19 protein-coding genes and 1 pseudogene are annotated in these 22,173 nt (G+C 72.6%); 13 read left to right on the top strand and 7 right to left on the bottom strand.

From position 1 onward, the window contains the following. Nucleotides 1-115 precede the first annotated feature (115 nt). The 10 genes from ACGFML_RS06875 (at nucleotide 116) to ACGFML_RS06920 (ending at nucleotide 10,766) form a co-directional block, all read left to right on the top strand. On the top strand, nucleotides 116-1,051 hold the full coding sequence (locus ACGFML_RS06875) for a M56 family metallopeptidase (RefSeq protein WP_393540828.1): 936 nt from the start codon (nucleotides 116-118) through the stop codon (nucleotides 1,049-1,051). A gap of 306 nt (nucleotides 1,052-1,357) precedes the next feature. Beyond that, entirely contained in the window at nucleotides 1,358-2,050 is a 693-nt protein-coding gene (locus ACGFML_RS06880) for a phosphatase PAP2 family protein (protein ID WP_393540830.1), read from the top strand. A 4-nt stretch (nucleotides 2,051-2,054) separates the two neighbouring features. Next, on the top strand, nucleotides 2,055-2,789 hold the full coding sequence (locus tag ACGFML_RS06885) for an HAD family hydrolase (protein ID WP_393540832.1): 735 nt from the start codon (nucleotides 2,055-2,057) through the stop codon (nucleotides 2,787-2,789). 192 nt (nucleotides 2,790-2,981) lie between these two features. Next, nucleotides 2,982-3,755: an SDR family NAD(P)-dependent oxidoreductase gene (locus ACGFML_RS06890; protein WP_393540833.1), complete on the top strand. Its 774-nt coding sequence runs from the start codon at nucleotides 2,982-2,984 to the stop codon at nucleotides 3,753-3,755. Between the two features lie 107 nt (nucleotides 3,756-3,862). Continuing rightward, nucleotides 3,863-5,020 carry an acyl-CoA dehydrogenase family protein gene (locus tag ACGFML_RS06895; protein ID WP_393540834.1) on the top strand — a complete coding sequence of 386 codons (1,158 nt, stop codon included), beginning with the start codon at nucleotides 3,863-3,865 and terminating at the stop codon, nucleotides 5,018-5,020. After that, the gene (locus ACGFML_RS06900) at nucleotides 5,020-6,696 is read left to right on the top strand and encodes a 5-guanidino-2-oxopentanoate decarboxylase (RefSeq protein ID WP_393540836.1); all 1,677 of its coding nucleotides are present in this window, start codon (nucleotides 5,020-5,022) and stop codon (nucleotides 6,694-6,696) included. The genes ACGFML_RS06895 and ACGFML_RS06900 overlap by 1 nt, the downstream gene beginning before the upstream one ends. Then, complete coding sequence (locus ACGFML_RS06905) at nucleotides 6,693-7,880, top strand: Glu/Leu/Phe/Val dehydrogenase dimerization domain-containing protein (protein ID WP_393540838.1); 1,188 nt, start codon at nucleotides 6,693-6,695, stop codon at nucleotides 7,878-7,880. The genes ACGFML_RS06900 and ACGFML_RS06905 overlap by 4 nt, the downstream gene beginning before the upstream one ends. Nucleotides 7,881-7,961: 81 nt before the next feature. After that, nucleotides 7,962-8,816: a hypothetical protein gene (locus ACGFML_RS06910; protein ID WP_393540840.1), complete on the top strand. Its 855-nt coding sequence runs from the start codon at nucleotides 7,962-7,964 to the stop codon at nucleotides 8,814-8,816. Nucleotides 8,817-8,952: 136 nt separating this feature from the next. After that, entirely contained in the window at nucleotides 8,953-9,339 is a 387-nt protein-coding gene (locus tag ACGFML_RS06915) for a hypothetical protein (protein WP_393540842.1), read from the top strand. 26 nt (nucleotides 9,340-9,365) lie between these two features. Further along, nucleotides 9,366-10,766 (top strand): DUF2252 domain-containing protein, encoded by a 1,401-nt coding sequence (locus tag ACGFML_RS06920; RefSeq protein ID WP_393540844.1) that lies wholly within the window; start codon nucleotides 9,366-9,368, stop codon nucleotides 10,764-10,766. Here the strand turns inward: ACGFML_RS06920 and ACGFML_RS06925 are convergent. Together ACGFML_RS06925 and ACGFML_RS06930 are read right to left on the bottom strand one after the other, a co-directional pair. Continuing rightward, complete coding sequence (locus ACGFML_RS06925) at nucleotides 10,712-12,121, bottom strand: APC family permease (RefSeq protein ID WP_393541667.1); 1,410 nt, start codon at nucleotides 12,119-12,121, stop codon at nucleotides 10,712-10,714. The genes ACGFML_RS06920 and ACGFML_RS06925 overlap by 55 nt on opposite strands. Next, complete coding sequence (locus ACGFML_RS06930; protein WP_393540846.1) at nucleotides 12,004-13,284, bottom strand: RNA-guided endonuclease InsQ/TnpB family protein; 1,281 nt, start codon at nucleotides 13,282-13,284, stop codon at nucleotides 12,004-12,006. Before ACGFML_RS06930 ends, ACGFML_RS06925 begins: the two co-directional genes overlap by 118 nt. Before the next feature lie 22 nt (nucleotides 13,285-13,306). Between ACGFML_RS06930 and ACGFML_RS06935 the strand changes: the two are divergent. After that, a pseudogene (locus ACGFML_RS06935) lies at nucleotides 13,307-13,580 on the top strand (transposase). A 95-nt stretch (nucleotides 13,581-13,675) separates the two neighbouring features. Here the strand turns inward: ACGFML_RS06935 and ACGFML_RS06940 are convergent. Further along, entirely contained in the window at nucleotides 13,676-14,014 is a 339-nt protein-coding gene (locus ACGFML_RS06940) for an amino acid permease (protein ID WP_393540847.1), read from the bottom strand. Nucleotides 14,015-14,186: 172 nt separating this feature from the next. Here ACGFML_RS06940 and ACGFML_RS06945 point away from each other — a divergent pair, with 172 nt between their 5' ends. Then, nucleotides 14,187-14,807: a TetR/AcrR family transcriptional regulator gene (locus ACGFML_RS06945; protein WP_393540849.1), complete on the top strand. Its 621-nt coding sequence runs from the start codon at nucleotides 14,187-14,189 to the stop codon at nucleotides 14,805-14,807. A gap of 32 nt (nucleotides 14,808-14,839) precedes the next feature. On the opposite strand, the gene ACGFML_RS06950 is transcribed toward ACGFML_RS06945, so the two are convergent. Beyond that, nucleotides 14,840-16,249 carry a pyridoxal phosphate-dependent decarboxylase family protein gene (locus tag ACGFML_RS06950; protein WP_393540850.1) on the bottom strand — a complete coding sequence of 470 codons (1,410 nt, stop codon included), beginning with the start codon at nucleotides 16,247-16,249 and terminating at the stop codon, nucleotides 14,840-14,842. Nucleotides 16,250-16,378: 129 nt separating this feature from the next. Continuing rightward, entirely contained in the window at nucleotides 16,379-17,137 is a 759-nt protein-coding gene (locus tag ACGFML_RS06955; RefSeq protein WP_393540852.1) for a FadR/GntR family transcriptional regulator, read from the bottom strand. A gap of 169 nt (nucleotides 17,138-17,306) precedes the next feature. Between ACGFML_RS06955 and ACGFML_RS06960 the strand changes: the two genes are divergently transcribed. Next, nucleotides 17,307-18,686, top strand: coding sequence for an MFS transporter (locus tag ACGFML_RS06960; protein WP_393540854.1), 1,380 nt, complete (start codon nucleotides 17,307-17,309; stop codon nucleotides 18,684-18,686). Between the two features lie 97 nt (nucleotides 18,687-18,783). Here the strand turns inward: ACGFML_RS06960 and ACGFML_RS06965 are convergent, their stop codons facing one another. Both ACGFML_RS06965 and ACGFML_RS06970 read right to left on the bottom strand, forming a co-directional pair. Continuing rightward, complete coding sequence (locus ACGFML_RS06965; RefSeq protein WP_393540856.1) at nucleotides 18,784-21,357, bottom strand: MFS transporter; 2,574 nt, start codon at nucleotides 21,355-21,357, stop codon at nucleotides 18,784-18,786. Next, nucleotides 21,354-21,902, bottom strand: a complete 549-nt coding sequence (locus tag ACGFML_RS06970) for a MarR family winged helix-turn-helix transcriptional regulator (RefSeq protein ID WP_393540858.1) — start codon at nucleotides 21,900-21,902, stop codon at nucleotides 21,354-21,356. The genes ACGFML_RS06965 and ACGFML_RS06970 overlap by 4 nt, the downstream gene beginning before the upstream one ends. Nucleotides 21,903-22,173: the final 271 nt, after the last annotated feature.

Here is a 22,173-nt window from a genome sequence, read left to right on the forward strand (position 1 = left end):
CTTCCGGCTGCCGGTTTTTCGCCCGGACCTGTTTCACACCTCTCTCAAAGGTGTCGTACATCACATACCCCGCGCGGCCGTACCCACCGGTAGCCCACGCTCATAGGCTGGCGCCATGATGGTCCCCCTCGCGCTGATGACGCTCGGCGTGCTGGCCGCGGCGATGGCGCCGCGCCTGATGGCCCGTTCCGACTGGCCCGACCGCGAGCCGGTGCTGGCCCTGTGGTTGTGGCAGTGCGTGGTGGCCGCCGTTCTGCTGTGCTGTGTGCTCGCGATGTCGCTGAGCGCCGCCGCGGCCTGGGAGACGGTCCGCAACCCGGTGTTCGGGTTCGCGCCGCGGGTGGTCGTCGAGGCGTACGCGCTCAAGCCGCACGGGCCGTGGGCCGGGGCGCTCGCCCTCTTCCTGGCGGGCGGCGGCGCCTGGACCGCCGTCGCGCTGACCCGCGAGGTCCGGGCCGCCCGCGCCCGCCGTCGCCACCGCCGGGCCGATCTGCTGCGCCGCGCACCGCTGTTGCCCGGCGAGGAGCCCAACGGGGAGCGTCTGGTGGTCCTGGAGGGCGACCGCCCGGAAGCATGGTGGCTCCAGCAGCCCGCGCCCCAACTGGTCGTCACCACCTCGGCGTTGCGGCGACTGAAAGGCCGTCAACTCGATGCACTGATCGCCCATGAGCAGGGCCACGCCAGGGCCCGGCACGACCTCCTCCTCCACTGCGCCTCCGCGCTGGCCGTCGGCTTCCCGCAGGTCCCGGTCTTCGCCGCCTTCCGCGACCAGGTGCACCGGCTGATCGAACTGGCCGCCGACGACTCGGCATCGCGTCGCTTCGGCCGGCTGGCGATCGCCCTGGCGCTGGTCGAACTCAACGAGGACCGCGGGGTGTTCGGCCCCTGCCCGCCCCAGCTCGCGCAGGTCCCCCAGCGGGTGGACCGGCTGCTGGCGGCCGCCCCCCGCTTCACCCCCGGCCGCCGGCTGCGCATGACGGCGTACGCGGCCCTGGTTCCGGCCGTACCGCTGCTGGTGGCCTTCGTCCCGGGGCTCAGCGCGCTGACCTAGAGGCTGTCCGCAACGTCCCGTCGTCCGCCCGTAGGGCGGGGTCCGCGGCGTCGTCGTCCGGTCTGACGCCACGCCGGTGCAGGTCGGCGGAGCCCGGCTGCCGAGCCGTCCCGTCGTGCGGGGACGCGCGACGGGACGACTCGCGGCACGCCGTCACGAACTCGCCCTCGCCGGATGGGTGAGCGGCGGAGGCGCACCGGAGATCATTCATGGGACAGCCCGTGGTCGGGACAGCCCGTGGTCGGGACAGCCCGTGGTCGGGACAGCCCGTGGTCGGGAGAGCCTTGCGTGCAGGGGAGATCACCCATGACACCGAGTCCGCGGATCAGCGCCACCCGCCGCAGGGCACCGGCCGTCCTGCTCGCGCTCCTGTCCGTGCTCGTGACGCTCCTCGTCGCCGGGCGCTGGGGTCCGCTGCTCGCGCTCGACACCTCGCTGGCGACCGCCCTGCACCGGATCGCCGTCGCCTGGCCCGCCTGGACCCGGGCCAACCGGCTGCTGAGCGACTGGCTGTGGGATCCGTGGACGATGCGTGCGGTGCTCGCGGTGGTGGTGTGCGACCTCGTACGGTGTGGAGCGCGTCGGCAGGCGCTGTGGGTGGCGGTCACCGCGCTGGCCGGTACGGCGTTGCAGCAGACGCTCAAGGCGGTGATCGGCCGGGCGCGCCCCGTCTGGCCGGATCCGGTGGACTCCGCACACTACGCGGCCTTCCCCTCCGGGCACGCCCTGTCGGCGATCGTCACGGGCGCCCTTGTGCTGTGGCTGCTGCGGCTGCACGGGGCACCGGCGGGCCGACTGTGGGCGGCGCGGGCCGTGGTGGCCGTCTCCGTCGTCGGGGTCGGCGTCACCCGCGTCTGCCTGGGCGTGCACTGGCCGTCGGATGTGATCGGCGGATGGCTGCTGGGCGGTGCCCTGGTGGCCGCGGCGACGGCGGTGTCACCGGCGTATGCGCCCCCGCCCGCGGGGGGTTGGCCCGGCGCCGCACGCCGGGCAGGATGACCGTATGACAACGGTCAAGGGTGTGCTCTTCGACTTCTCCGGAACGCTGATGCGGATGGAGTCCGCCGAGTCGTGGCTGCGCGCCGTCGTGGACGCGTCCGGTACGACCCTGGACGACGCCCGGACCGCGCGGCTCGCCGCCGCGCTGGAGCGGGCGGGCGCGTTGCCCGGCGGCCCCTCCCCCGCGGAGCTCCCCGGCGAGCTGGCGGAACTGTGGGCGCTCCGCGACCGCGACGCCGCTCGTCACCGCGAGGTGTACACCGGCCTGGCCCGTCGCGTGCTGCTGCCCCGGCCGGAGTGGTACGACGCGCTCTACGACCGCCATATGACCGCGGAGGCATGGTCGCCGTACCCCGACGCGGCCGAGGTGCTGGCGCGGCTGCACGGGGGCGGGACGCGGATCGGCGTCCTGAGCAACATCGGCTGGGATCTGCGTCCGGTACTGCGGGCCCACGGTCTGGACCGCTACGTCGACCGCTACGTCCTGTCCTTCGAACACGGCGTCCAGAAGCCGGACCCCAAGCTCTTCGCGATCGCCTGCGAGGCGCTGGATCTCGCGCCGTCCGACGTCCTGATGGTCGGGGACGACCGGACGGCGGACGGCGGTGCCACGGCGCTGGGCTGCGGGTATCTGCCGGTGGACCATCTACCGGTCGACCGGCGGCCGGACGGGCTGCGGCCGGTGCTGGACCTGGTGGGTCGGTCCGCGGCCGACGAGCACGGGACCAGCCACTCCTGATGCTCGACGAGGTGTCCTTCGGGGTCCTCGACATGGGCGGCCCGTATCCGTGTCGTCCACCCGGGCCAACGGGCGGCCGGCGGCGTCGGGCGCTCGGTGGCGACGCCCCGGAGCGACGGCCGGCGCGAGCCGTGGGAGGGGGCGGGACTACCGTGAGGCACACCGTTGCCCGCCGCCGGAGGATCTCGCACCGTGACCGCCTACCTCGACTCACTGTTCTCCCTCGCGGGCCGCACCGCCCTGGTCACCGGGGGCAGCTCCGGAATCGGCCGGGCCATCGGCGAGGCGCTGGCGCGGGCCGGGGCGGCGGTGGTGCTGGTGGCCCGTGGAACGGACGCGCTGCGCGAGGCGGTCGGGGAGCTGCGGACGGCGGGGTGCGCGGCGGACTGGGTCGGCGCCGATCTGGGTGACCGGGACGCGCTGGAGGCGGCTGCGGAGGAAGTGGTGCGGCGGCACGGCGAGCCGGACATCCTCGTCAACGCCGCTGGGGTCAACCCCCGCCCGCCGATGGGCGAGTTGGCGGTCCCGGACTGGGACCGGGCCATGGCCGTGAACCTGACGGCGCCGTTTCTGCTGGGGCAGCGGTTCGCGCCCGGCATGGCGGACCGCGGCTGGGGCCGGATCGTCAACATCGCCTCGCAGCAGGCGATCCGGGCGTTCGGCAACAGCGGTGCGTACGGAGTGTCCAAGGCCGGGCTCACCGCCCTGACCCGCTCGCAGGCCGAGGCATGGTCCCGGCACGGGGTGAGCGTGAACGCCATCGCCCCGGGATTCGTCCGTACCCCGCTCAACGAGGCCGTCTTCGCCGACCCCGAGCGCACCGCGGCGATGGCCCGCCGGACGATGGCGGGCCGCAACGGCGAGCTCGACGACTTCGCGGGGGCGGCGGTGTTTCTGGCGGGGCCGGGCGCGGCGTATGTGACCGGGCAGACCGTGTTCGTGGACGGCGGCTTCTCGGTCACCTGAGGCTTACTGAACGGCAATTCAGCAGCCTCCGTTGACAGCCCTCTCCCGCACTCCAGATACTGACTCGCGGTTCAGTTATTTGCCCGCTGCCGCCGCCTGGAGGCGCCGTGTCCGTGCTCCCCACCGAACTGGTCCCGCTCACCCCCGAGCAGTCCGACATCGTCGACCTCACCCGCGCCTTCGCCCGCGACGAGATCCGACCCCGGGCCCGGGCCGTCGACGAGGCGGACACCGTCACTCCCTGGGACCTGTGGCGGTCCGCCGCCCGGGTCGGCATCACCGGATTCATGCTTCCCGAGGAGTACGGGGGCGGCGGCTTCACCGATGTCTTCACCCAGGTCCTGGTGCAGGAGGAACTGTGCGTCGGCGATCTCGGCATCGGCAACCTGCTCTGCTCCAACGGCTTCTTCGCCGATCCCGTGACCGAGCTCGGCACCGAGGAGCAACAACGGGAGTGGCTGGGCCCGCTGACCGGGGACGACACCCCGATGACGGCGCTCGCGACCACCGAGCCCGGCGCCGGATCGGATGCCGCCGCCATGACCACCACCGCCACCCGGACCGACGGCGGCTATCTCCTCAACGGCCAGAAGTCCTGGATCTCCGACGCCGGCGAGGCCGCGCAGTACGTCGTCTTCGCCAAGACCGACCCCACACTGCGCTCGCGCGGCGTCACCGCGTTCCTGCTCCGCAAGGACACCGCAGGGGTCACCTTCGGGCCGCCGCTGCGCAAGATGGGCCAGCGGGCCATCGTCTGCCGGGAGATCTTCTTCCAGGACGCCTTCGTGCCCGCCGGCGACCGGCTCGGCGCGGAGGGCGAGGGCTTCCGGGGCCTGATGCGGACCTTCGACATCTCCCGCACGGTGCTGGGGGCCGCCGCGACGGGCGTGGCCCGCGCCGCCTACGAGTACGCCGTCGACTACGCCCGTACCCGGAGCCAGTTCGGCAGGCCGGTCATCGAACACCAGGCCGTCGCCTTCCGCCTCGCCGACATGCGGACCCGGCTGGAGCGGGCCCGTCTGATGACCTGGCGCGCCGCCAAACGGCTGGACGCCGGGCTGACCGCCACGACCGAGGCCGCGATGGCGAAGCTGACCGCCTCCGAGACCGCCGCGTACTGCACCTGGGCCGCGGTGCAGACGCTCGGCGGCTGGGGGTACTCCCGCGAGTACCCGGTCGAACAGTGGATGCGCGACGCCCGGCTGGAGGAGATCGAAGAGGGGACGTCGGACATCATGCGGCTCGTCATCGCACGGGGCCTGTGATGGCGGCCGGGCCCCGGGCGATCACCGGCGGCGAGGCCGTCGTACGCGCCCTCGCCGCCCATGGCACGGATCTCGCCTTCGGCATCCCGGGCACCCACAACCTGGAGATCTACCGCCATCTCGCGGCGTACGGCATCCGGCACATCGCACCCCGACACGAGCAGGGCGCGGGCTACGCCGCCGACGGCCTGGCCCGCGTCACCGGCCGGCCCGGCGTCGCCGTCACCACCGCCGGGCCCGCCCTGCTGAACATCGCGGCCGCCGTCGGCCAGGCCTGGTCCGACAGCGTTCCCCTGCTGGTGGTCTCGCCCGGCATGCCGCTGCGGCACCCCCGGCCGGCCACCGGCCTGCTGCACGAAACCCCGGGCCAGAGCGAGGCGTTCGGGCATCTGACGGCCTCCAGCCACCGCGTCTCGTCGGTGGCGGAGATCGGTGCGGCCGTGGCCCGCGCGTTCACCCTGTTCCGTACCGGGCGGCCCAGGCCGGTGCACATCGAGGTGCCGCTCGATCTTCTGACGGCCACCGAACCGGCGGGGCCGCCGCCGACGGCGCCCGCGCAACTCCCCGCACGTCCGCAGCCGGACACGGTACGGGCGGCGGCCGGAGCGCTGGAGCGGGCCCGCCGGCCGGCGCTGGTGCTCGGCGGCGGTGCCCACGGAGCGCGGGCCGAGGCCCTGGCGCTCGCCGAACGGCTGGGCGCGCCGGTGGTCACCACCGCCAACGGCAAGGGCGCCTTCCCCGAGTCCCATCCGCTCTCGCTCGGCGTCCGGCTGCACAGCCCCGCCGTACAGCAGTGGCTGGCGGACAGCGATGCCGTACTGGCCGTCGGCACCGAACTCGCCGAGTCCGACACCTGGTCGGCGCTGCCCGTGCTCACCGGCACCCTGATCCGCGCCGACATCGACCCGGCCCAGATGTACGCCGCCCTCCCGGCGGACATCGCTCTGGTCGGGGATGCGCGCGAGATCCTGCGCGGGCTGCTCGCCGGGCCGGGCACCGCCGGGGCCGGGCGCACCGCGGCGCACGGCACCGTCGCCGACCTGCGGAGCGAGGCCGACGCCGCGGTCACCGGGCCGGACGCGGACCGGCTGCCGTATCTCGCCGCGATCCGGTCCGTGCTGCCGCCCGCCGCGGTGCTGACCTCCGACAGCGCCCAGTGCTGTTACCACGGTGCGCTGCCCCACCTGCCCGTCGACCCACCCGGCCGCTGTCTGCACCCCACCGGATTCGGCACCCTGGGCTATGCGCTGCCCGCCGCCATCGGCGTCAAGGCCGGCGAACCCGACCGCCCGGTGGTGGCGCTCAGCGGGGACGGCGGGCTGCAGTTCACCGTGCAGGAGCTGGCGACGGCGGTCGAGCTGGCGCTGCCGCTGCCGATCGTGGTGTTCGACAACGGCGGATACGGGGAGATCCGCGACGAGATGACCGCGCGCGGCGACACCCCGGTGGCCGTGGATCACGCGCCGCTCGATCTGGGCGCACTGGCCCGCGCCTACGGCGGGCACGGCGCCCGCGCGGACACGCCCGCCGCGCTCGCCGACGCGCTGCGCACCGCCCTGACCGTGGCGGGGCCCACCGTCATCACGGTCCCCGAACCGCCCGCCCCGCCGCCGCCGTTCCCGCACCCGCCGTCCGCCGCACCCTGCGGCGCGCCCGCCGAGGAGACCGCCCGATGAGCACCCCCACCGCCCCGCTGATCTCCCTGACCTGGACCGACCACCTCACCGGCCACCGCGGCCACCTCGTCGTCGACCGGCTGGTACGCGGGGTCTCCAGCGGCGGGCTGCGGATGCGGCGGGGCTGCACCCTCGAGGAGGTCACCGGACTCGCCCGCGGTATGACCACGAAGGAGGCGCTGCACTGGACCCCCGGCGCCCGCTACATACCGCTCGGCGGCGCCAAGGGCGGCATCGACTGCGATCCGCACGACCCGGAGGCCTTCGGGGTCCTGACCCGCTACCTGCGGGCGATGCGCCCGTACATCGAGCGGTTCTGGACGACCGGGGAGGATCTGGGCCTGACCCAGGACCTCGTCGAGCGGGCGGCCGCTGAGGCCGGTCTGGTCTCCTCCGTACAGGCCGTCTATCCGCTGCTCGACGACGAACGCGCCGCCCGGCAGCGGCTCGCCGACGCCTTCGCCGTCGACGTGGACGGGATCGGGCTGGACGAGCTGGCCGGCGGCTGCGGGGTCGCCGAGGCGGTGCTGGCGGCGCTCGACCGGGCGGGCCGGCCGTACGCCGGCACCCGGGTCGCCCTCCAGGGGTTGGGCACGATGGGGGGCGCCACCGCCCGGTTCCTGGCGCGGTCGGGCCTGGTGATCGTCGCCGTCGCCGATGTGAAGGGGACGCTCGCCAACCCGGACGGCCTGGACGTCGAGGCGCTGTTGCGCGGCCGGGACGCCTTCGGGGCGATGGACCGGGCGACGCTGGGGCCGGGCGATGTGGAGCTGCCCGCCGGGGCTTGGCTGTCCGCCGACGCCGACGTACTGGTCCCGGCGGCGGTCTCGTACTGCATCCATGCCGGCAACCAGGCGGACATCAGGGCGCGTTGGGTGGTGGAGGCCGCCAATATGCCGGTCGTGCCGGAGGCCGAGGTGCTGCTCGCGGCCCGCGGCGTCACCGTCCTGCCGGATGTGGTCGTCAACTCGGCCACCAACGCATGGTGGTGGTGGACCCTCTTCGGCGACATCGACGCCGACGCCGACCGGGCCTTCGCCCATGTGCGCGCCTCCATGCGCGCGCTGATCGAGCGGATGCTGGCCCGCGCCGACGCCGACGGCAGCACGCCGCGGGCCGCCGCGCACGCCCTGGTCGCCGAACGGCTGCCGCAGATCGCCGAAAGGTACGGCTGCTACCGCTGAACCGCCCGGCGGCAGCCACCGCCGCCCGCCGTCCGGGCGGCGGTCCCACACCCTCCGCTGTGCGCTCATTACGCTCGGCCGATGGGCCGACCCGAGGAAGCACCCACCGCCGAACGCGCCGAGCGTGCGGGACCCTTCACCACCCGGCTGACCTGGCCCCTCCCGGAGGGCGGCACCGCGGTGTGGGAGTCGCGCGCGGCACGCAAGCGCGGCACGCTCGCCGTACGGGGCCCCGGGGAGGCGGCGGCCCGGCCGCGCGGCGCCGACGGCGTGGCGCGCGCCCGGCTGCACCGGCTCAACGCCACGGCCGCCGTCTCCTTCGTCCTCGGCGGACTCCTCTTCGCGCTCGGCGCGGCTCTGGCCCAGCTCGGCCCCCACAGCCCGACCTCCTGGGCCGCCGTGTACTTCGTGGGTGGCGCCTTCTTCACCGCCGGGGCCTACGCGTCCCTGCTCCAGGCGATCAACGCACCGCGCCGCGAGAGCACGGCCGGCGCCCTGGTCACCCCGCACTGGAACCGGTGGAGCTACGAGCCCGGCCGGATCGACTGGCTCAGCACCTTCACCCTGTTCGTCGGCACCCTGGTCTTCGGCGTCGACCTGCTGGACTCCTTCCTCCAAGGGCTCACCACCCGGCAGACCGACCGGCTCGTCTGGTCCCCCGACATGGTCGGCTGCCTGCTGTTCCTGATCTCCGGGCACCTCTCCTTCGTCGAGGTCTGCCACGGCCGCCCCTGCGTCCGCCGGCGGAACCTGGGCTGGTGGATCGTCGCGATCAACCAACTGGGATCGGCGCTCTTCCTGATCTCCGCACTGGCCGCCTTCACCCGCCCCGAGACGGGCAGCCCGATCAGCGTCGCCATCGCCAACTGGGCGACGTTCGCGGGCGCGGTCTGCTTCTCGCTCGCCGGTGTGCTCCAGCTCTTCGAGCACCCCTGATCCAAGGGCGGCCAGGGGGCCTTCGACGAAGATGCGAGCGCCCGGTACCTGTGGAAACGTGAAAGGGCAACGTGTCCGCCGACGGGCTCGGGTGTCGACGGCCAGGTCTCTCCGTCTCTCCTGTGAGGAGTGAGCAATGGCCTCTCGCAAGCACCTCGGCGGCTGGACGTTTCTGGCCGCGGTGCTGATGGTCCTCGGCGGGATCATGACGATCCTGGAGGGCATCTCCGCCCTCGCCCACAACCGCGTCTTCGCCGAGAGCCCGGACTACTTCGTCCGGTACAGCCTGACGGGCTGGGGATGGATCCACCTCATCCTGGGCATCGTCATCCTGCTCGCGGGCCTCGCGCTGTTCCGCGGTGCGGTGTGGGCACGGATGGTCGGCGTCACCCTCGCGGGGATCGCCGCGCTCACGAACTTCCTGTGGATTCCGCACGCCCCCTTCTGGGGCATCGTGCTGCTCGCCTTCAACGTCACCATCGTCTGGGCCCTGTGCGCGGGTGACCGGCGCCGAGTGGGCTGACCGGGCCGGGGTCCGGGGATCCGGCGATGTCCGGTGTGCGGGCGGGTGCCACCCCGCGCGAGCGGGAAGAAGCGGGCAGGGCGCTGCGCGCCGAAGTCCCCCGCTCCGCCCACGCGGAGTACGCACCGGCCGCCGGCCGCACCGATCCGGTGGAGCTGATCGAACGGCAGTCGGCCCTGCGGGTGCCGGATCTGGTGCCGGTGCGGTACGGCCGGATGCTGGAGTCACCGTTCCGCTTCTACCGTGGCGCCGCCGCCGTCATGGCGGCCGATCTCGCCACGACCCCCGCCACCGGCCTCACCGCCCAGCTGTGCGGAGACGCGCATCTGCTGAACTTCCGGCTGCTCGGCTCCCCCGAGCGCCGGCTGCTCTTCGACCTCAACGACTTCGACGAGACGCTCCCCGGCCCCTGGGAGTGGGACATCAAACGGCTCGCCGCGAGCCTGGTCATCGCCACGCGGGAGAACGGCTTCGGCCGCTCCACCCGGGCCGGGATCGTCCGCGCGGCAGCCGCGTCCTACCGCGAGCAGCTGCGCCGCTACGCGGGGATGCGCACCCTCGACGTCTGGTACGAACGGGCCGACATGGAGGACGTGCGGATCGCGGAGGCCCACCGCCTCGACAGCACGGGCCGGGACCGGCTGGAGCGCACCATGGACAAGGCCCGTTCGCGCGACAGCCTCCAGGCGTTCCGCTCGCTCGTGCGGGTGGACGGGGACCGGGTGCGGTTCGCCGCCGATCCGCCGCTGATCGTGCCGCTGCGCGACCTGCTCCCGGGCGACGAGGGCGAGCGGGCCGCCGATCGACTGCACGGCCTCATCCGCGGGTACGCCGACAGCCTGCGCTCGGACCACCGCACCCTGCTGGCGCAGTACCGGGTGGTCGACATGGCCCGCAAAGTCGTCGGGGTCGGCAGCGTCGGCACCCGCTGCTGGATCGTGCTGCTGCTCGGCAAGGACGCCCGGGACCCGCTCATCCTCCAGGCGAAGGAGGCCGACGAGTCCGTCCTCGCCCCGCACACCGCGCCCAGCATCCACCGCAATCAGGGCCAACGGGTGGTGACGGGGCAGCGGCTGATGCAGGCCGCGGGCGACATCTTCCTCGGCTGGGAGCGGACCACCGGCACCGACGGCCGGCAACGCGACTTCTATGTGCGGCAGTTGAGGGACTGGAAGGGCATCTTGGACCCGTCCGTCATGGTGCCCCGCGGCATGCGCCGGTTCGCCGCGCTGTGCGGGGCCACGCTGGCGCGGGCGCACGCGCGCAGCGGTGACCGGATCGCCCTCGCCGCCTATCTCGGCCGCGGGGACGTCTTCGACCGGGCGCTGGCCCGCTTCGCGGAGTGCTACGCGGACCAGAACGAGCGGGACCATCAGGCGCTCGTGGAGGCCGTGCGCGCGGGCCGGGTGTCCGCGGCGTCCGGCTGACGCCGCCGGTTGCGCGCGCCGAGTGCGACGAAGACCAGGCCCACCCCGAGGAAGAACAGCAGGGGCACGACCTGACTGAGGGTGTACTGCAGGCGGTGGCCCGCGAAGCTCTCGGGCAGTGCGGCGGCCGGCGAGCCGGCGGTGCCGAACCAGCCGACGCCGAAGCCGGGCCAGAGGAGCACCACGACGGTGAAGGCGACCAGTCCGGTAGCGAGCACGGTGACGGCCAGGACGCCGGCCCGGCCGCCGGGCACCCGGTAGGGGCGCGGGGTGTCGGGGTACTTGCGCCGCAGCACCAGCAGGCTCGGGAAGGTGATGACATAGGAGATGAAGGTGGTGCTGATGGTGAGGCCGAGTCCGGCCGCGAAGTACTTCTCGCCGTCGCCGCCGGTCAGCCGGAGCGCGACGACCAGCGGTGCGGACGCGATGACGGCGGAGAGCACGTTGACCCGGACCGGGGTGCCGTGGCGCTCGGAGAACGTCCCCAGCCAGGTCGGCCCCGCGCCGTCCGCGCAGGCGACCGCCTGCGCCCGGTGGGCACCCATCGCCCAGGTGACACCGCTGGTCAGGACGCCGACGACGAGTCCGGCCGCGGCGATGCCGCCGAACACGGCGCCGAAGCCGGTGAGGGTGACCGTGCCGTCGGCCGCGACCTGTCCGCCGTAGACGGTGAACACCGCCTTGCAGGCGTCGACGAACCCGCCGAGGCTGCCGATGCGCTCGCCGGGCAGGACGACGAGGATGCCGAGGATCGGGCCCCCGTAGAGGACCAGCGAGGCCGTTCCGGAGCGGAGGATGGACAGCGGGATGTCGCGCTGGGGGTTGGTCATCTCCTCGGCTGCGGTGCTGGGGAGTTCGAAGCCGACGTAGTGGAAGATGAGGACGGGCACGAGGGCGACGAAGCCGGTGTACGTGGGGGCGAACTCGCCGGCCGGGAGCGGGTGGACGCCGTGCCGGGCGGCGTGGACGACCACCGAGACGAGGAAGAAGCCGAGCAGGACGATGCGGGCCACGGCCCCGGCGATGGGCACCCACCTGCCGACCCGGACGGACCGGACGACGGCCAGCGCCCCGACCCAGATGAACGCCAGCCCGGCGACGTACTTCCACACCCCCGGCAGCGGGGTGAAGAACTGCTCCCAGGTGGTCAGGGCGATGATGCACAGACTGCCGCCCAGCCAGACCGGGTTGGAGAGCCATTGAAGTGCTCTCCCGGCTGAAGCCGGGAGATTCCTGCTTACCTTGCGGCAGCGGGCTTGACGCGCTTGGCACGCCTGACGACTGCCCTCCCGGCAGCCGGGATGAGCGCGTGGCCCATCCGGTACAGATGCAAGACGTTCCGGGCTGCGTTCCAGTCGGCGTTGCCTGACCAGCCGCAGTCCGGGTTCTTGCAAACGAACACGGCCTGGGACTCCCGGCTCCCGGGCGTGATGAAGCCGCACGTGGAGCATCGCCGGGAGGTGTTGGGGGCGGGGACCTTGTGCAGGGTGCCGCCGTGCTGGGCAGTCTTGTACGTCAGCATGGTGACCGTCCGGCCCCACGCCTCCCCGCTGATCGAGCGGTTCAGCCCAGATTTCTGAGCGACGTTCCTTCCCGGCTCCTCGATGGTTCCCCTGGCGGACTTGACCATGTTCGTAATGGTCAGTGCTTCGACCACGACTACGCCGTATCTGCGGGCGATGGCGGTGGTCGTCTGATGCTGCCAGTCGAGGGCCCTGCGCTTGGCTTTCGCGCGGAGTCCTGCGATGTGGTCGTAGGTGTGGTGCAGTCGGCGGCTGGTGCGCTCGCCGGACTTGCGGTGCTGCTTACGCCGCGCGGCGCGCCGCTCCAGGTGCAGGAGCTTCGCCTGCTCCCCCTCCGTCAGCCACTCGTCGTGTTCGTACGCCTCACCGTCTGAGAGAGCGATGGGCACGGTGACGCCTACGTCGATGCCGACCTCCGGCCCTTGGTGGGGCTCGGGCTCGGCCTCCAAGGTCTGGACACGGAAGGCGATGTGCCAGCCGAGCGCGTCCTTGATCAGCCGGGCCCCGGTGATCCGGTTCTCCGCGTTGGCATGCTTGCCGACCGGAAGGTCTTTGGTCCACCGGAATCGGACCCGGCCCACTTTGGGAATGTTGGCCATGCCCCAGCGGCGGTGCACGCGGGTGCTGTTCAGGTCGCGGCCCTGCGGGATGTCCACGGACATCACCGTGCGGAACCGGCCCTTGAAATTCGGGGCGTCGGCGCGGCCGTCCCAGCAGTTCTTCCACGCCTGGAAGTACGTCTTCAACACCGCTTGCGCGGCCTGCGCGGGAAGAACAGCGAGAAAGTCGATGTCCTCGCGGGCCTGGCGCATGGCGGCATCCGCGTTCGCAAGAGTCCGTTTTCCCTTCGGCATCATCCGCCACCAGGCGTGCAGCAGGTTCCACATGGTGCGGGCCGCGTGTGCCTGGCTATCAGTTTTCAACACCTCGGCGCGCGATAGCGAAAGACGGGCACGGTGCCCGAACTGCCGCTTGACCAGGGTGTCTTGACTCACGATCGAGAGGATGCATTGGTTTATGTCACCGCGCTGGAACTCTAACCCCGATGTACGCACCGGACGTCACGTCGTCTACAACCTGCACGTCCACTTGGTTTTCGTCACGAAGTACCGGCGGAAGGCGTTCACCGACGTCATGCTGACCCGCACCGAAGAGATCATGCGGGAGGTCTGCGCCGACTTCGAAGCCGAGCTGACACTTCTGGTCCGGCTCCTACTTCGCCGGCTCATGTGGCGGCGCACCCCTGACCGTTGTCAAGCAGTACATCGAAAACCAGCAGCGTCCCGTCTGACCGTCACCCCGGAGGCGCAGAGCACTCCGGCGCTCCGCGCCTCCGGGCCAAGGATGGCCCTCACCCCCGCCCTGAAGGCGGAGCACTGGCCAAGATCAGAGGTAGAGCACCTGGTTGACGCCGGCGGTCAGCCGGCCGAAGGCGAGCCGGGTCCATACGTACGGGCCGCCCTCGACCGGGAACGTCGAACCGAGTTCGGCGACGAGCAGACCGTAGGGCAGGAAGAACACGACGGCCAGCACGGCCATCCAGGTCAGCCCCTGCGGTCCGGCGGCGGCCACCGAGCCGATGGTGTCCAGGCCCACGAGCGTGCAGACCAGGAAGAAGAAGACGTCGAGGCGGCGCAGGTCCTTGCGGAGCCGGCCCCGCTGGGAGCGCCAGCCGGCGGACAGGTCCGGCGAGTCGGCTTCGTCGGGCGGCGGTGCTGGGGTCACGTGGACGACCTCCTGCGGGCGTGGCGTTGCGCGGCGACCGGTCGGGACAGCCCTGGGGTGAATCCGGTATTGACTGAACGAACAGTCAGTATGAGCAGACTGTGGTGGTCGCCGTGGCAGCCGGTCAAGAGGTCGGCGGCGGTTTTCGGCAGCGACTGAGTAGGGTGACGGCGTGGCGAGAGTACGGTTGAGCGTGGCGGAGCGGCGCGAGGAACTGCTGCGCGCGACGGTCGGGCAGATCGAGCGCCGCGGGGTCGCGGCCCTGCGGGTGGCCGATGTCGCCGCCGAACTCGAGGTGAGCAACGCCCTGGTGCTCTATCACTTCGCGACCAAGGAGAAGCTGGTCGCGGCGGCCTTCCGGTTCGCGGCGGAGGCCGATCTGACCCATCTGCGCTCGCTGCTGGGCCGGCGGGGCAGCGCCCTGCGCCGGCTGCGCGCCGCGCTGCGCTGGTACTCCCCCACCGGGCAGGCCAAGGGCTGGAAGCTGTGGATCGAGGGCTGGGCCGCCGCGTTGCGCGAGCCGGTGCTGCGCGAGGTGGCCCAGGACCTGGACCGGCAGTGGAAGGCGGCGCTCGCCGACGTCATCGCGCAGGGCGCGGCGGCGGGCGAGTTCGGCTGCGCCGACCCCAAGGGCGCGGCATGGCGGCTGACCGCCCTGCTGGACGGCTTCGCCGTACAGACGATCACCTACGAGGGTGCGCTGCCGCGGCGCACCGTGCAGCGGTGGATCGACGAGGCGCTCGCCCGCGAACTCGGCCTCGACACGGGGGAGAACGCCGTCGCCGGAGAGTGAGGGGTCCGCCGCGGTCCCCGGCGGGACAGTCCTCAGGCGGTACGTGCGGACACCTCCCGGGAGGTGTCCGCCCCCTCGTCGACGAGGGAGTCCAGGATGCCGCGCACGGTCTCCCGGGTGATCCCGGGGTGCAGGAACGCCAGCCGGGCGACGGTCTCCCCCTCCCAGACGGTCGGGGTGACGAAGGCGGTGCCGGCCGCCAGCAGCCGCTTGGACCAGGCGTAGTAGTCCTCGGGCCGCCAGCCGGTGCGCCGGACGAGGACGACGGTCAACTCGGGCTCGCGCAGCATCTCCAGGCCGTCGGTCGCGTCCACCTGACGGGCGGTCCAGCGGGCGATGTCCGCGCCGTGGGCGACGGCGTCGCGGTAGGCGTCGGTGCCGTGCACGGCCAGCGAGAACCACAGGGGCAGGCCGCGGGGGCGGCGGGTGAGGTGGTAGGCGTAGTCGCTCGGGTTCCACTCGTCGGGGCCGGCACCGTCGGCGCCGTGGATGGCGTCGAGATAGGAGGCGTCCTGGGTGTGGACGGCCCGCGCCAGGTGCGGTTCGCGGTAGAGCAGTGCGCCGCAGTCGAAGGGCGCGAACATCCACTTGTGCGGGTCGACGACGAGCGAGTCGGCATGCTCGATGCCGCGCAGCCGGTCGCGCAGGGCGGGGACGAAGAGGGCGGCGCCGCCGTAGGCCGCGTCGATGTGCAACCACAGGTCGCGGGCGCGGGTCTGGCCGGCGACTCCCGACAGGTCGTCGACGATGCCGGCGTTGGTGGTGCCGGCGGTGGCGACGGCGGCGACGACGGGTGCACCGCCGTCCCGTTCGGCCGCGTCCAGAGCCGCCCGCAGGGCGTCGCCGGTCAGCCGGTGGTCCTCGGTCGGGACGACGAGCGCCTCGACCCCCAGGATGCGCAGGGTGTTGCCGACCGAGGAATGGACCTGGTCGCTGACCGCGATCCGGACCGGGGCGCGCTCGTCGAGGCCGCGCCGGCGCCGCCCGGTGTCGCGGGCCACCACCAGGGCCGAGAGGTTGCCCGCCGAACCGCCGCTGACGAAGCAGCCGCCCGCGCCGGCCGGCAGCCCGGCGAGGTCGGCGAACAGCCGCAGCACCTGGTTCTCCGCGGCCACCGCCCCGGCGGCCTCCAGCCAGGAGACGCCGTGCAGCGAGGACGCCGAGAGCACCATGTCGAAGAGGGCCGCGGCCTTGGTGGGAGCCCCCGGGACGAACGCCAGGAACGCCGGGTGGTCGCAGGAGACGACGGTGGGCTCCAGATCCTCGGCGTAGGTGCGCAGGACCTCGGCGGGCGGGCGCGGCCCGGCGCCTATCGCTTCCTTGAGGGCGACGGAGAGCTCGCCGGCGTCGCCCGGACGGCCCAGCGGCGGGGCATCGAGCCGGAGCCGGTGCAGAAGGTGCTGCATGACCTGCTGGGTGAGGTCCTCGTCGTAAGCGTGCACGGGCGTGTCTCCTGGTCGGGATTTTTGGATCTCATCCGGATCCATTTCCCGGAGCGTAAGCGTCCGCGTCGTGGGCGTCAATCGAGAGCGGGCGTGACCGGCCGCACCATGCCCGGGGCCCGGGACGGGTCAGCCCTGCGCGCCGAACTGGTCGAGGAGCGCGAGGAACTGCCGGTGCGCATCGCGCAGATGGTCGCGCATCCGGGCCTCGGCGGCAGCGCCGTCCCCGGCGAGCACCGCGAAGGCGATGGCCTCGTGCTCCTCGCGGAAGGCCGGGCCGAAGTCCCCCTCGGAAGGGTAGACCCGGCTCCAGTCCGAGCCCAGCCACAGCGCGTTGCCGGCCACGAACATCTCGGCCCGCGCCCGGGTCACCGCCTCGGAGAGCACGTCGTTGCCGCCCGCCGCGGCGAGCCCGAGATGGAAGCGGGTGTCGGCACGGTGATAGGCACCCAGGTCGTCGACCTCGGTGTCCAGCATCGCCACCAGCTCCCGGCGCACCGCGCCCGCGCCGCGCTCGGCGGCCAGCCGCGCCGCGAAGGGCTCGATGGCCAGCCGGTATTCCATGTAGTCGCGGAGCGAGGCCCGGATGCCGGCGGTGACCGCCACCCGCGCGCTGTCCCCGCCGGGCCGGGTGGGCGCGACGCGGGTGCCGCCCGAGCGCCCGAGGGTGGTGACGACCAGGCCCTCGTCCGCCAGCTCGCGCAGCGCCTGACGGACGGTGTTGCGGCCCACGCCGAAGGCGGCCGCCAGCTCCCGCTCCGGCGGCAGCCGGTCGCCGGGCCCGAAACCGCCCAGCGCGATGCGCTGGCGCAGCGCTTCGGCCACCATGGCGCGCGAGGACGCATGCGCCGTGCCGTTGACCGGCTCCTCGGCTCCCGTACCGCCCACAGCCGCTCCCCCTCGGTCGACAACGCCCCGGATACGGCATCCATCGTATTGGATCTGCCACGGAACCTATTGACACCGGCAAGGGTCACTCTTACCGTCGCCTCAACATTTTTGGATCCCAGGCAAGCCCATTGGATTGCTCCTTGGGTCCGCCGTGAGGAGCGTCGACATGAGCACAACCGCAGGTGCCCCACCCGGCTCCGGGCCCGCGAAGCGGTCGGGACCCTGGAAGATCGCCACCGCCTCACTGATCGGCACCAGCGTCGAGTGGTACGACTTCGGGATCTACGCCACGGCCGCCGCCCTGGTCTTCCCCGAGCTCTTCTTCCCCGAGCTGAACCGCGCCCTGGGCACCCTGATGTCCTTCACCACCCTGTTCGTCGGCGCCCTCGGCCGCCCCCTCGGCGCCGTCCTCTTCGGACACATCGGCGACCGCTACGGGCGCAAGAAGGCACTGATCTGGTCGCTGCTCCTCATGGGCGGGGGCACCGTCTGCATCGGCCTGCTGCCCGGCTACGGCTCCATCGGCTTCGTCGCGCCGGTCCTGCTCGTCCTGATCCGGATGGTGCAGTCCCTCGCCATCGGCGGCGAGTGGGGCGGGGCCGTCCTCTTCGCCGTGGAGCACGCACCGCCCCGGCGCAAGGCATTCTTCGGTTCGTTCCCGCAGGTCGGCGATGGCGTCGGCTACTTCCTGTCGACCGGCGCGTTCGCCGCCATCGCCCTGCTGGGACACGACGTCCTCGTCGCCTGGGCCTGGCGCATACCGTTTCTGCTGTCCGCCGCGCTCGTCCTGGTCGGCCTGCTGATCCGCTCGACGATGGAGGAGTCCCCCGAGTTCGAGGCCGCCCGGGAGGCCGGCTCCGGGACGGAGAAGCGGGAGACCCCGGTGATCGCGGTGGTCCGCGACGCCTGGCGGACCTGGCTGCTGGCCTCCGGCGCCTTCCTGGTCACCGTCGGCGGCTACTACATCGTCGTCACCTTCATGTCGACGTACGCGGTGTCCGCACTCGGCTTCAGCGACTCCCAGGCGGCCGGGGCAGGCACCGCCGCGTCCGTCGTCGTCATCGTCTGCACCCCGCTGGCGGCCCTCGCCGCCGACCGTTTCGGCCTGCGCAAGGTGACCCTCACCGGAATCCTCCTCCATCTCGTCGTCGCGTTCCCGATGTTCTGGCTCGCCGAAACCCGGTCGGTGGCCGGGCTCTGGCTCGCCATGTGCCTGCCGATGCTGGCCAGCACCATCGCCTACGCCGCGATCGGCACCCTCGTCTCCGGCTGGTTCACCCCCCGCACCCGGTACACCGGCCTGTCCATGAGTTTCCAGACCGCCGGGTTGCTGGGCACCCTCGCGCCGGCCGCCACCAGCTGGCTCGCCACCTCGTTCGGCGGTTCCTGGACCCCGGTCGCGTTCGCCTTCGCCGGCATCGCCCTGGTCAGCGCGGTCTGCCTGGTCGCCTGCGCACCCGCACCGGGGGCGGCGGACGGGCCGGCGGACACACCGCAGGCCGCCGACCGCCCCGCGGAGACCGCCGCGGAGACCGCCGCGAGCTGAGCCGGGCCCCGACGCGCGGAGCGCCCGACCGGGAAACCCCGGCCGGGCGCTCGCACCGCTCATGGACGGGCCGTCGGGCCGCCTCCTGGATGAGCCGTCAGACCACCGGATCGTGCCCCAGCTCGATGTCGAACTCGCTGCGCCCGGTGCCCTCCAACCGCAACGGCCGGGCGGCCGGCGGGTAGCCGCTGGCGATCACCGTGAACTCGCCGCCGTCGAGGTCGGTGAAGACGTACGCGCCGTCACGGCCGGTGGTGGCCGTACCGACGACGTTGCCGGCCGGGTCGAGCAGGGTCACCCGGGCGTCCTCGACCGGGCTGCCGCTCGCCGCACGGACCACACCGTGCACCCGCGCGCCGTGCGTCAGCCGGACCTCGTACCAGTTGCGGTTGCCGGAGACGACCTCCACCTGGAGAGCGGACGGGCGGTGGCTGTCCGCGCTGACGGCCAGTGTGTAGCTGCCCGGGGCCAGTTCGCCGAAGCTGAAGCCGCCGTCCTGGCCGGCCGAGCCCGAGGCCACGACCTCGCCCCGCACGTCGGTGGCCACGACCAGCGCGCCGGGCACCGGGTCGTCGCCCTTCGCCTCGCGCACCTCACCGGACAGACCCGCCGACCCGCTCAGCGTCAGCTCGAACCGCACCGGCGCGTCGGCCACGACGACGGTCGCCGCCTGCGGCTGCCGGGAACCCGCGGAGCCGATCAGCACATAGGTGCCGGGGCCCGGTACGGGCAGTTCGTAGCCGCCGTCGGCGGTCGTCGAGGCCCGGCCGAGCTGCCGGCCGCCGACGTCGATGAGGGTGACCACGGCCTGCGCCACCGGAGCGCCGTTGCCGTCCCGTACGGATCCATGGACCACCGGGCCACCCGCCGCTTCGGCACCGGAGGCCACCGGGGCCGCGTCGAGGAGCGCCTGCGCAGCCGTGTCGCCGGCCGCGGCATCGACCGCGGGTACGTCCGTGGTGTCCGCACCCGGCGCCGTACCGTTCGCCTCCGCGTCCGCCTGCGCACGCGCCTGCAGACCGGAGATCTGCCGCAGCGGCATCTCCTTGACGAACAGCACCAGCAAGAAGGCCAGCGCGACGACGACCGCACCCATCAGGAAGACGGTGTGCATCGAGTCGGCGAAGCCGCGCTTGAACGGTTCGGCCAGCCGCGGGTCGAGCTGCTGGATGAACGACGAGTCGCTCAGCACCCCGGAGGAGCTGCCGCCGCCGGAGCCCTTGAGCATGCCCAGCACCGGCTTGCTTGCCGGGTCGTGCAGCACCGAGGGGTCGTGCAGGGCCGCCTGGAAGCGTTCGGTCTTCGCGGCGTCCTTGAACGCCGAGCCGATCTTGTCGCCGACCGTGCTGAAGAGCACCGACAGGAAGATCGCGGTACCGGCGGTGGCGCCCATCTGCCGGAAGAAGGTGGAGGAGGCGGTCGCCACCCCCATGTCCCGCGGCGGCACCGCGTTCTGCACCGCCAGCACCAGGGTCTGCATGCAGCCGCCCAGGCCGAGGCCGAAGACCAGCATGTAGATCATGGTTTCCCACAGCGGGGTGTCCCACTGCACGCGGAAGTGGAACAGCAGCATCGCGCCGACCATCAGCGCGGTACCGATGATCGGGAAGATCTTGTAGCGGCCGGTCTTGGCGGTGATCTGGCCCGACGCGATGGAGGCGATCATCATGCCCGCCATCAACGGCAGCATTTCCAGACCCGACTTGGTGGGGCTGGCGCCCTTCACGATCTGGAGGTACTGCGGGATCATCAGCATCCCGCCGAACATGCCCATACCGATCAGCACGGACAGCAGGCTGGTCATGCTGAAGGTGCCGTTGCGGAACAGCCGCATCGGGATGAGCGCGTCGTCGCCGACCCACCGCTCGACGAAGATCCAGGCGATGACGCCGACCGCACCCACGGAGTAGCAGACGATGGACTCGGTCGAGCCCCAGCCCCACTCGCGCCCCTGCTCCGCGACGAGCAGCAGCGGCACGACACCGACGGCGATGGTGAGCGCGCCCCACCAGTCGATGCGGTGATCGCGCCGGGTGTGCGGAATGTTGAGCACCTTGGCGACGACGAACAGCGCGACGATGCCGATCGGCACGTTGACGAGGAAGACCCAGCGCCAGCCGGTGATGCCCAGGATCTGGTCCTGGCCGGCCAGGGCGCCGCCGATCAGCGGTCCGGCCACGCTGGAGGTGGCGAACGTACCGAGCATGTAGCCCTGATAGCGGGCGCGTTCGCGCGGCGGGACGATGTCACCGATGATCGCCAGCGCCAACGACATCAGACCACCGGCACCCAGTCCCTGCACCGCACGGAACGAAGCGAGTTCGGTCATCGAGGTGGAGAAGGTGCACAGCACGGACCCGGCGACGAAGATGGTGATCGCCGCGAGGTAGTACGGCTTGCGGCCGTGCAGATCGGACAGCTTGCCGTACAGCGGCGTGGCGATCGTCGAGGTGATCAGGTAGGCCGTGGTGGCCCACGCCTGCTGGCTCAGGCCGTGCAGATCGTCGGCGATGGTACGGATCGAGGTGCTGACGATGGTCTGGTCGAGTGCGGCAAGAAACATCCCCAGCATCAGACCGCTGAGGATGGTGAGGATCTGCCGGTGAGTCAGTCCCCCCGAGCCGGCTATCTCCTTGGAGTCCGCCGCCGGCGGCGACGTGGATGTGCTCATACCTGTGTGTCTCCCTGTTCCCCGGCGGCGCCCTGGTCGCCCCCGGGGATCTGCCGTGCGTGTTGTTCTGCCAAGTCCTCGTTGAGCCGGCCGAGCAGTCGGATCAGATCGGCCCGGTCCTGCGGCGGCCACGGCTCCAAGAGCGCGGCCAGTTCGGCGTCGCGCTGACGCCGGTAGTGCTCGAAGGCGGCGCGCCCCGCGTCGGTGGCGGTCAGCAGCGTCCCGCGGCGGTCCTCCGGATCCGGCCGCCGGGCGACCAGCCCCCGCTCCACCAGGGAGCGCACCTGCCGGCTGACCGTCGAGAGATCCAGGAAAGCGTCGGCGGCCAGATCGGTCGCCCGACGGTCACCGCCCACCACGAGCCTCGCCAGCAGCACCCGGTCGGCTGCGCCGGTGTCCCTCTTGGCACGCTGCTTCCACGCCGCTATCAGCCGCGAGAAGCGCACGATCTCCGTGCCCAGCCCGGCGGCCGCCTCGTCCAGCCCCGACGCGGGCGTGACCGGCGGCCCCGTCCGGTCGCAGGGCTGAACGGTGCCGTTACCCATCGTCGTGCTCCCCCGATTTCATCCGTTCGGTCGCCCCGACGGACCGATAAACATATTGCTTGTACCTAGCAAGTGTAGCGGCCTCGGGGAGCGCCCCCGCACCGGCCTCCGTCGAACGGGGCCCCGGGGCCGCCGCCCTGGCCGGGAAGACGCCCCGGGCTCCAACGGTGCGTCCGACGCCCGGGTCGACGCGGCCGGGGCGCGACACGGCCGGGACAGGGAGGACCGGGTGGCCGCCATCATGCTGTTCCCTTCCGGCCGGCGGGGACGA

Origin of the sequence: Streptomyces sp. NPDC048650 (assembly GCF_043199095.1) — a bacterium.
GTDB lineage: Bacteria > Actinomycetota > Actinomycetes > Streptomycetales > Streptomycetaceae > Streptomyces.

Excerpts from the sequence above, each read along its gene's own strand:
- ACGFML_RS06910 (WP_393540840.1), top strand. The coding sequence starts at position 7,962 with ATGGGCCGACCCGAGGAAGCACCCACCGCCGAACGCGCCGAGCGTGCG.
- ACGFML_RS06965 (WP_393540856.1), bottom strand. The coding sequence starts at position 21,357 with ATGAGCACATCCACGTCGCCGCCGGCGGCGGACTCCAAGGAGATAGCC.
- ACGFML_RS06875 (WP_393540828.1), top strand. The coding sequence starts at position 116 with ATGATGGTCCCCCTCGCGCTGATGACGCTCGGCGTGCTGGCCGCGGCG.
- ACGFML_RS06900 (WP_393540836.1), top strand. The coding sequence starts at position 5,020 with ATGGCGGCCGGGCCCCGGGCGATCACCGGCGGCGAGGCCGTCGTACGC.
- ACGFML_RS06905 (WP_393540838.1), top strand. The coding sequence starts at position 6,693 with ATGAGCACCCCCACCGCCCCGCTGATCTCCCTGACCTGGACCGACCAC.
- ACGFML_RS06885 (WP_393540832.1), top strand. The coding sequence starts at position 2,055 with ATGACAACGGTCAAGGGTGTGCTCTTCGACTTCTCCGGAACGCTGATG.
- ACGFML_RS06960 (WP_393540854.1), top strand. The coding sequence starts at position 17,307 with ATGAGCACAACCGCAGGTGCCCCACCCGGCTCCGGGCCCGCGAAGCGG.
- ACGFML_RS06920 (WP_393540844.1), top strand. The coding sequence starts at position 9,366 with ATGTCCGGTGTGCGGGCGGGTGCCACCCCGCGCGAGCGGGAAGAAGCG.
- ACGFML_RS06915 (WP_393540842.1), top strand. The coding sequence starts at position 8,953 with ATGGCCTCTCGCAAGCACCTCGGCGGCTGGACGTTTCTGGCCGCGGTG.
- ACGFML_RS06880 (WP_393540830.1), top strand. The coding sequence starts at position 1,358 with ATGACACCGAGTCCGCGGATCAGCGCCACCCGCCGCAGGGCACCGGCC.
- ACGFML_RS06970 (WP_393540858.1), bottom strand. The coding sequence starts at position 21,902 with ATGGGTAACGGCACCGTTCAGCCCTGCGACCGGACGGGGCCGCCGGTC.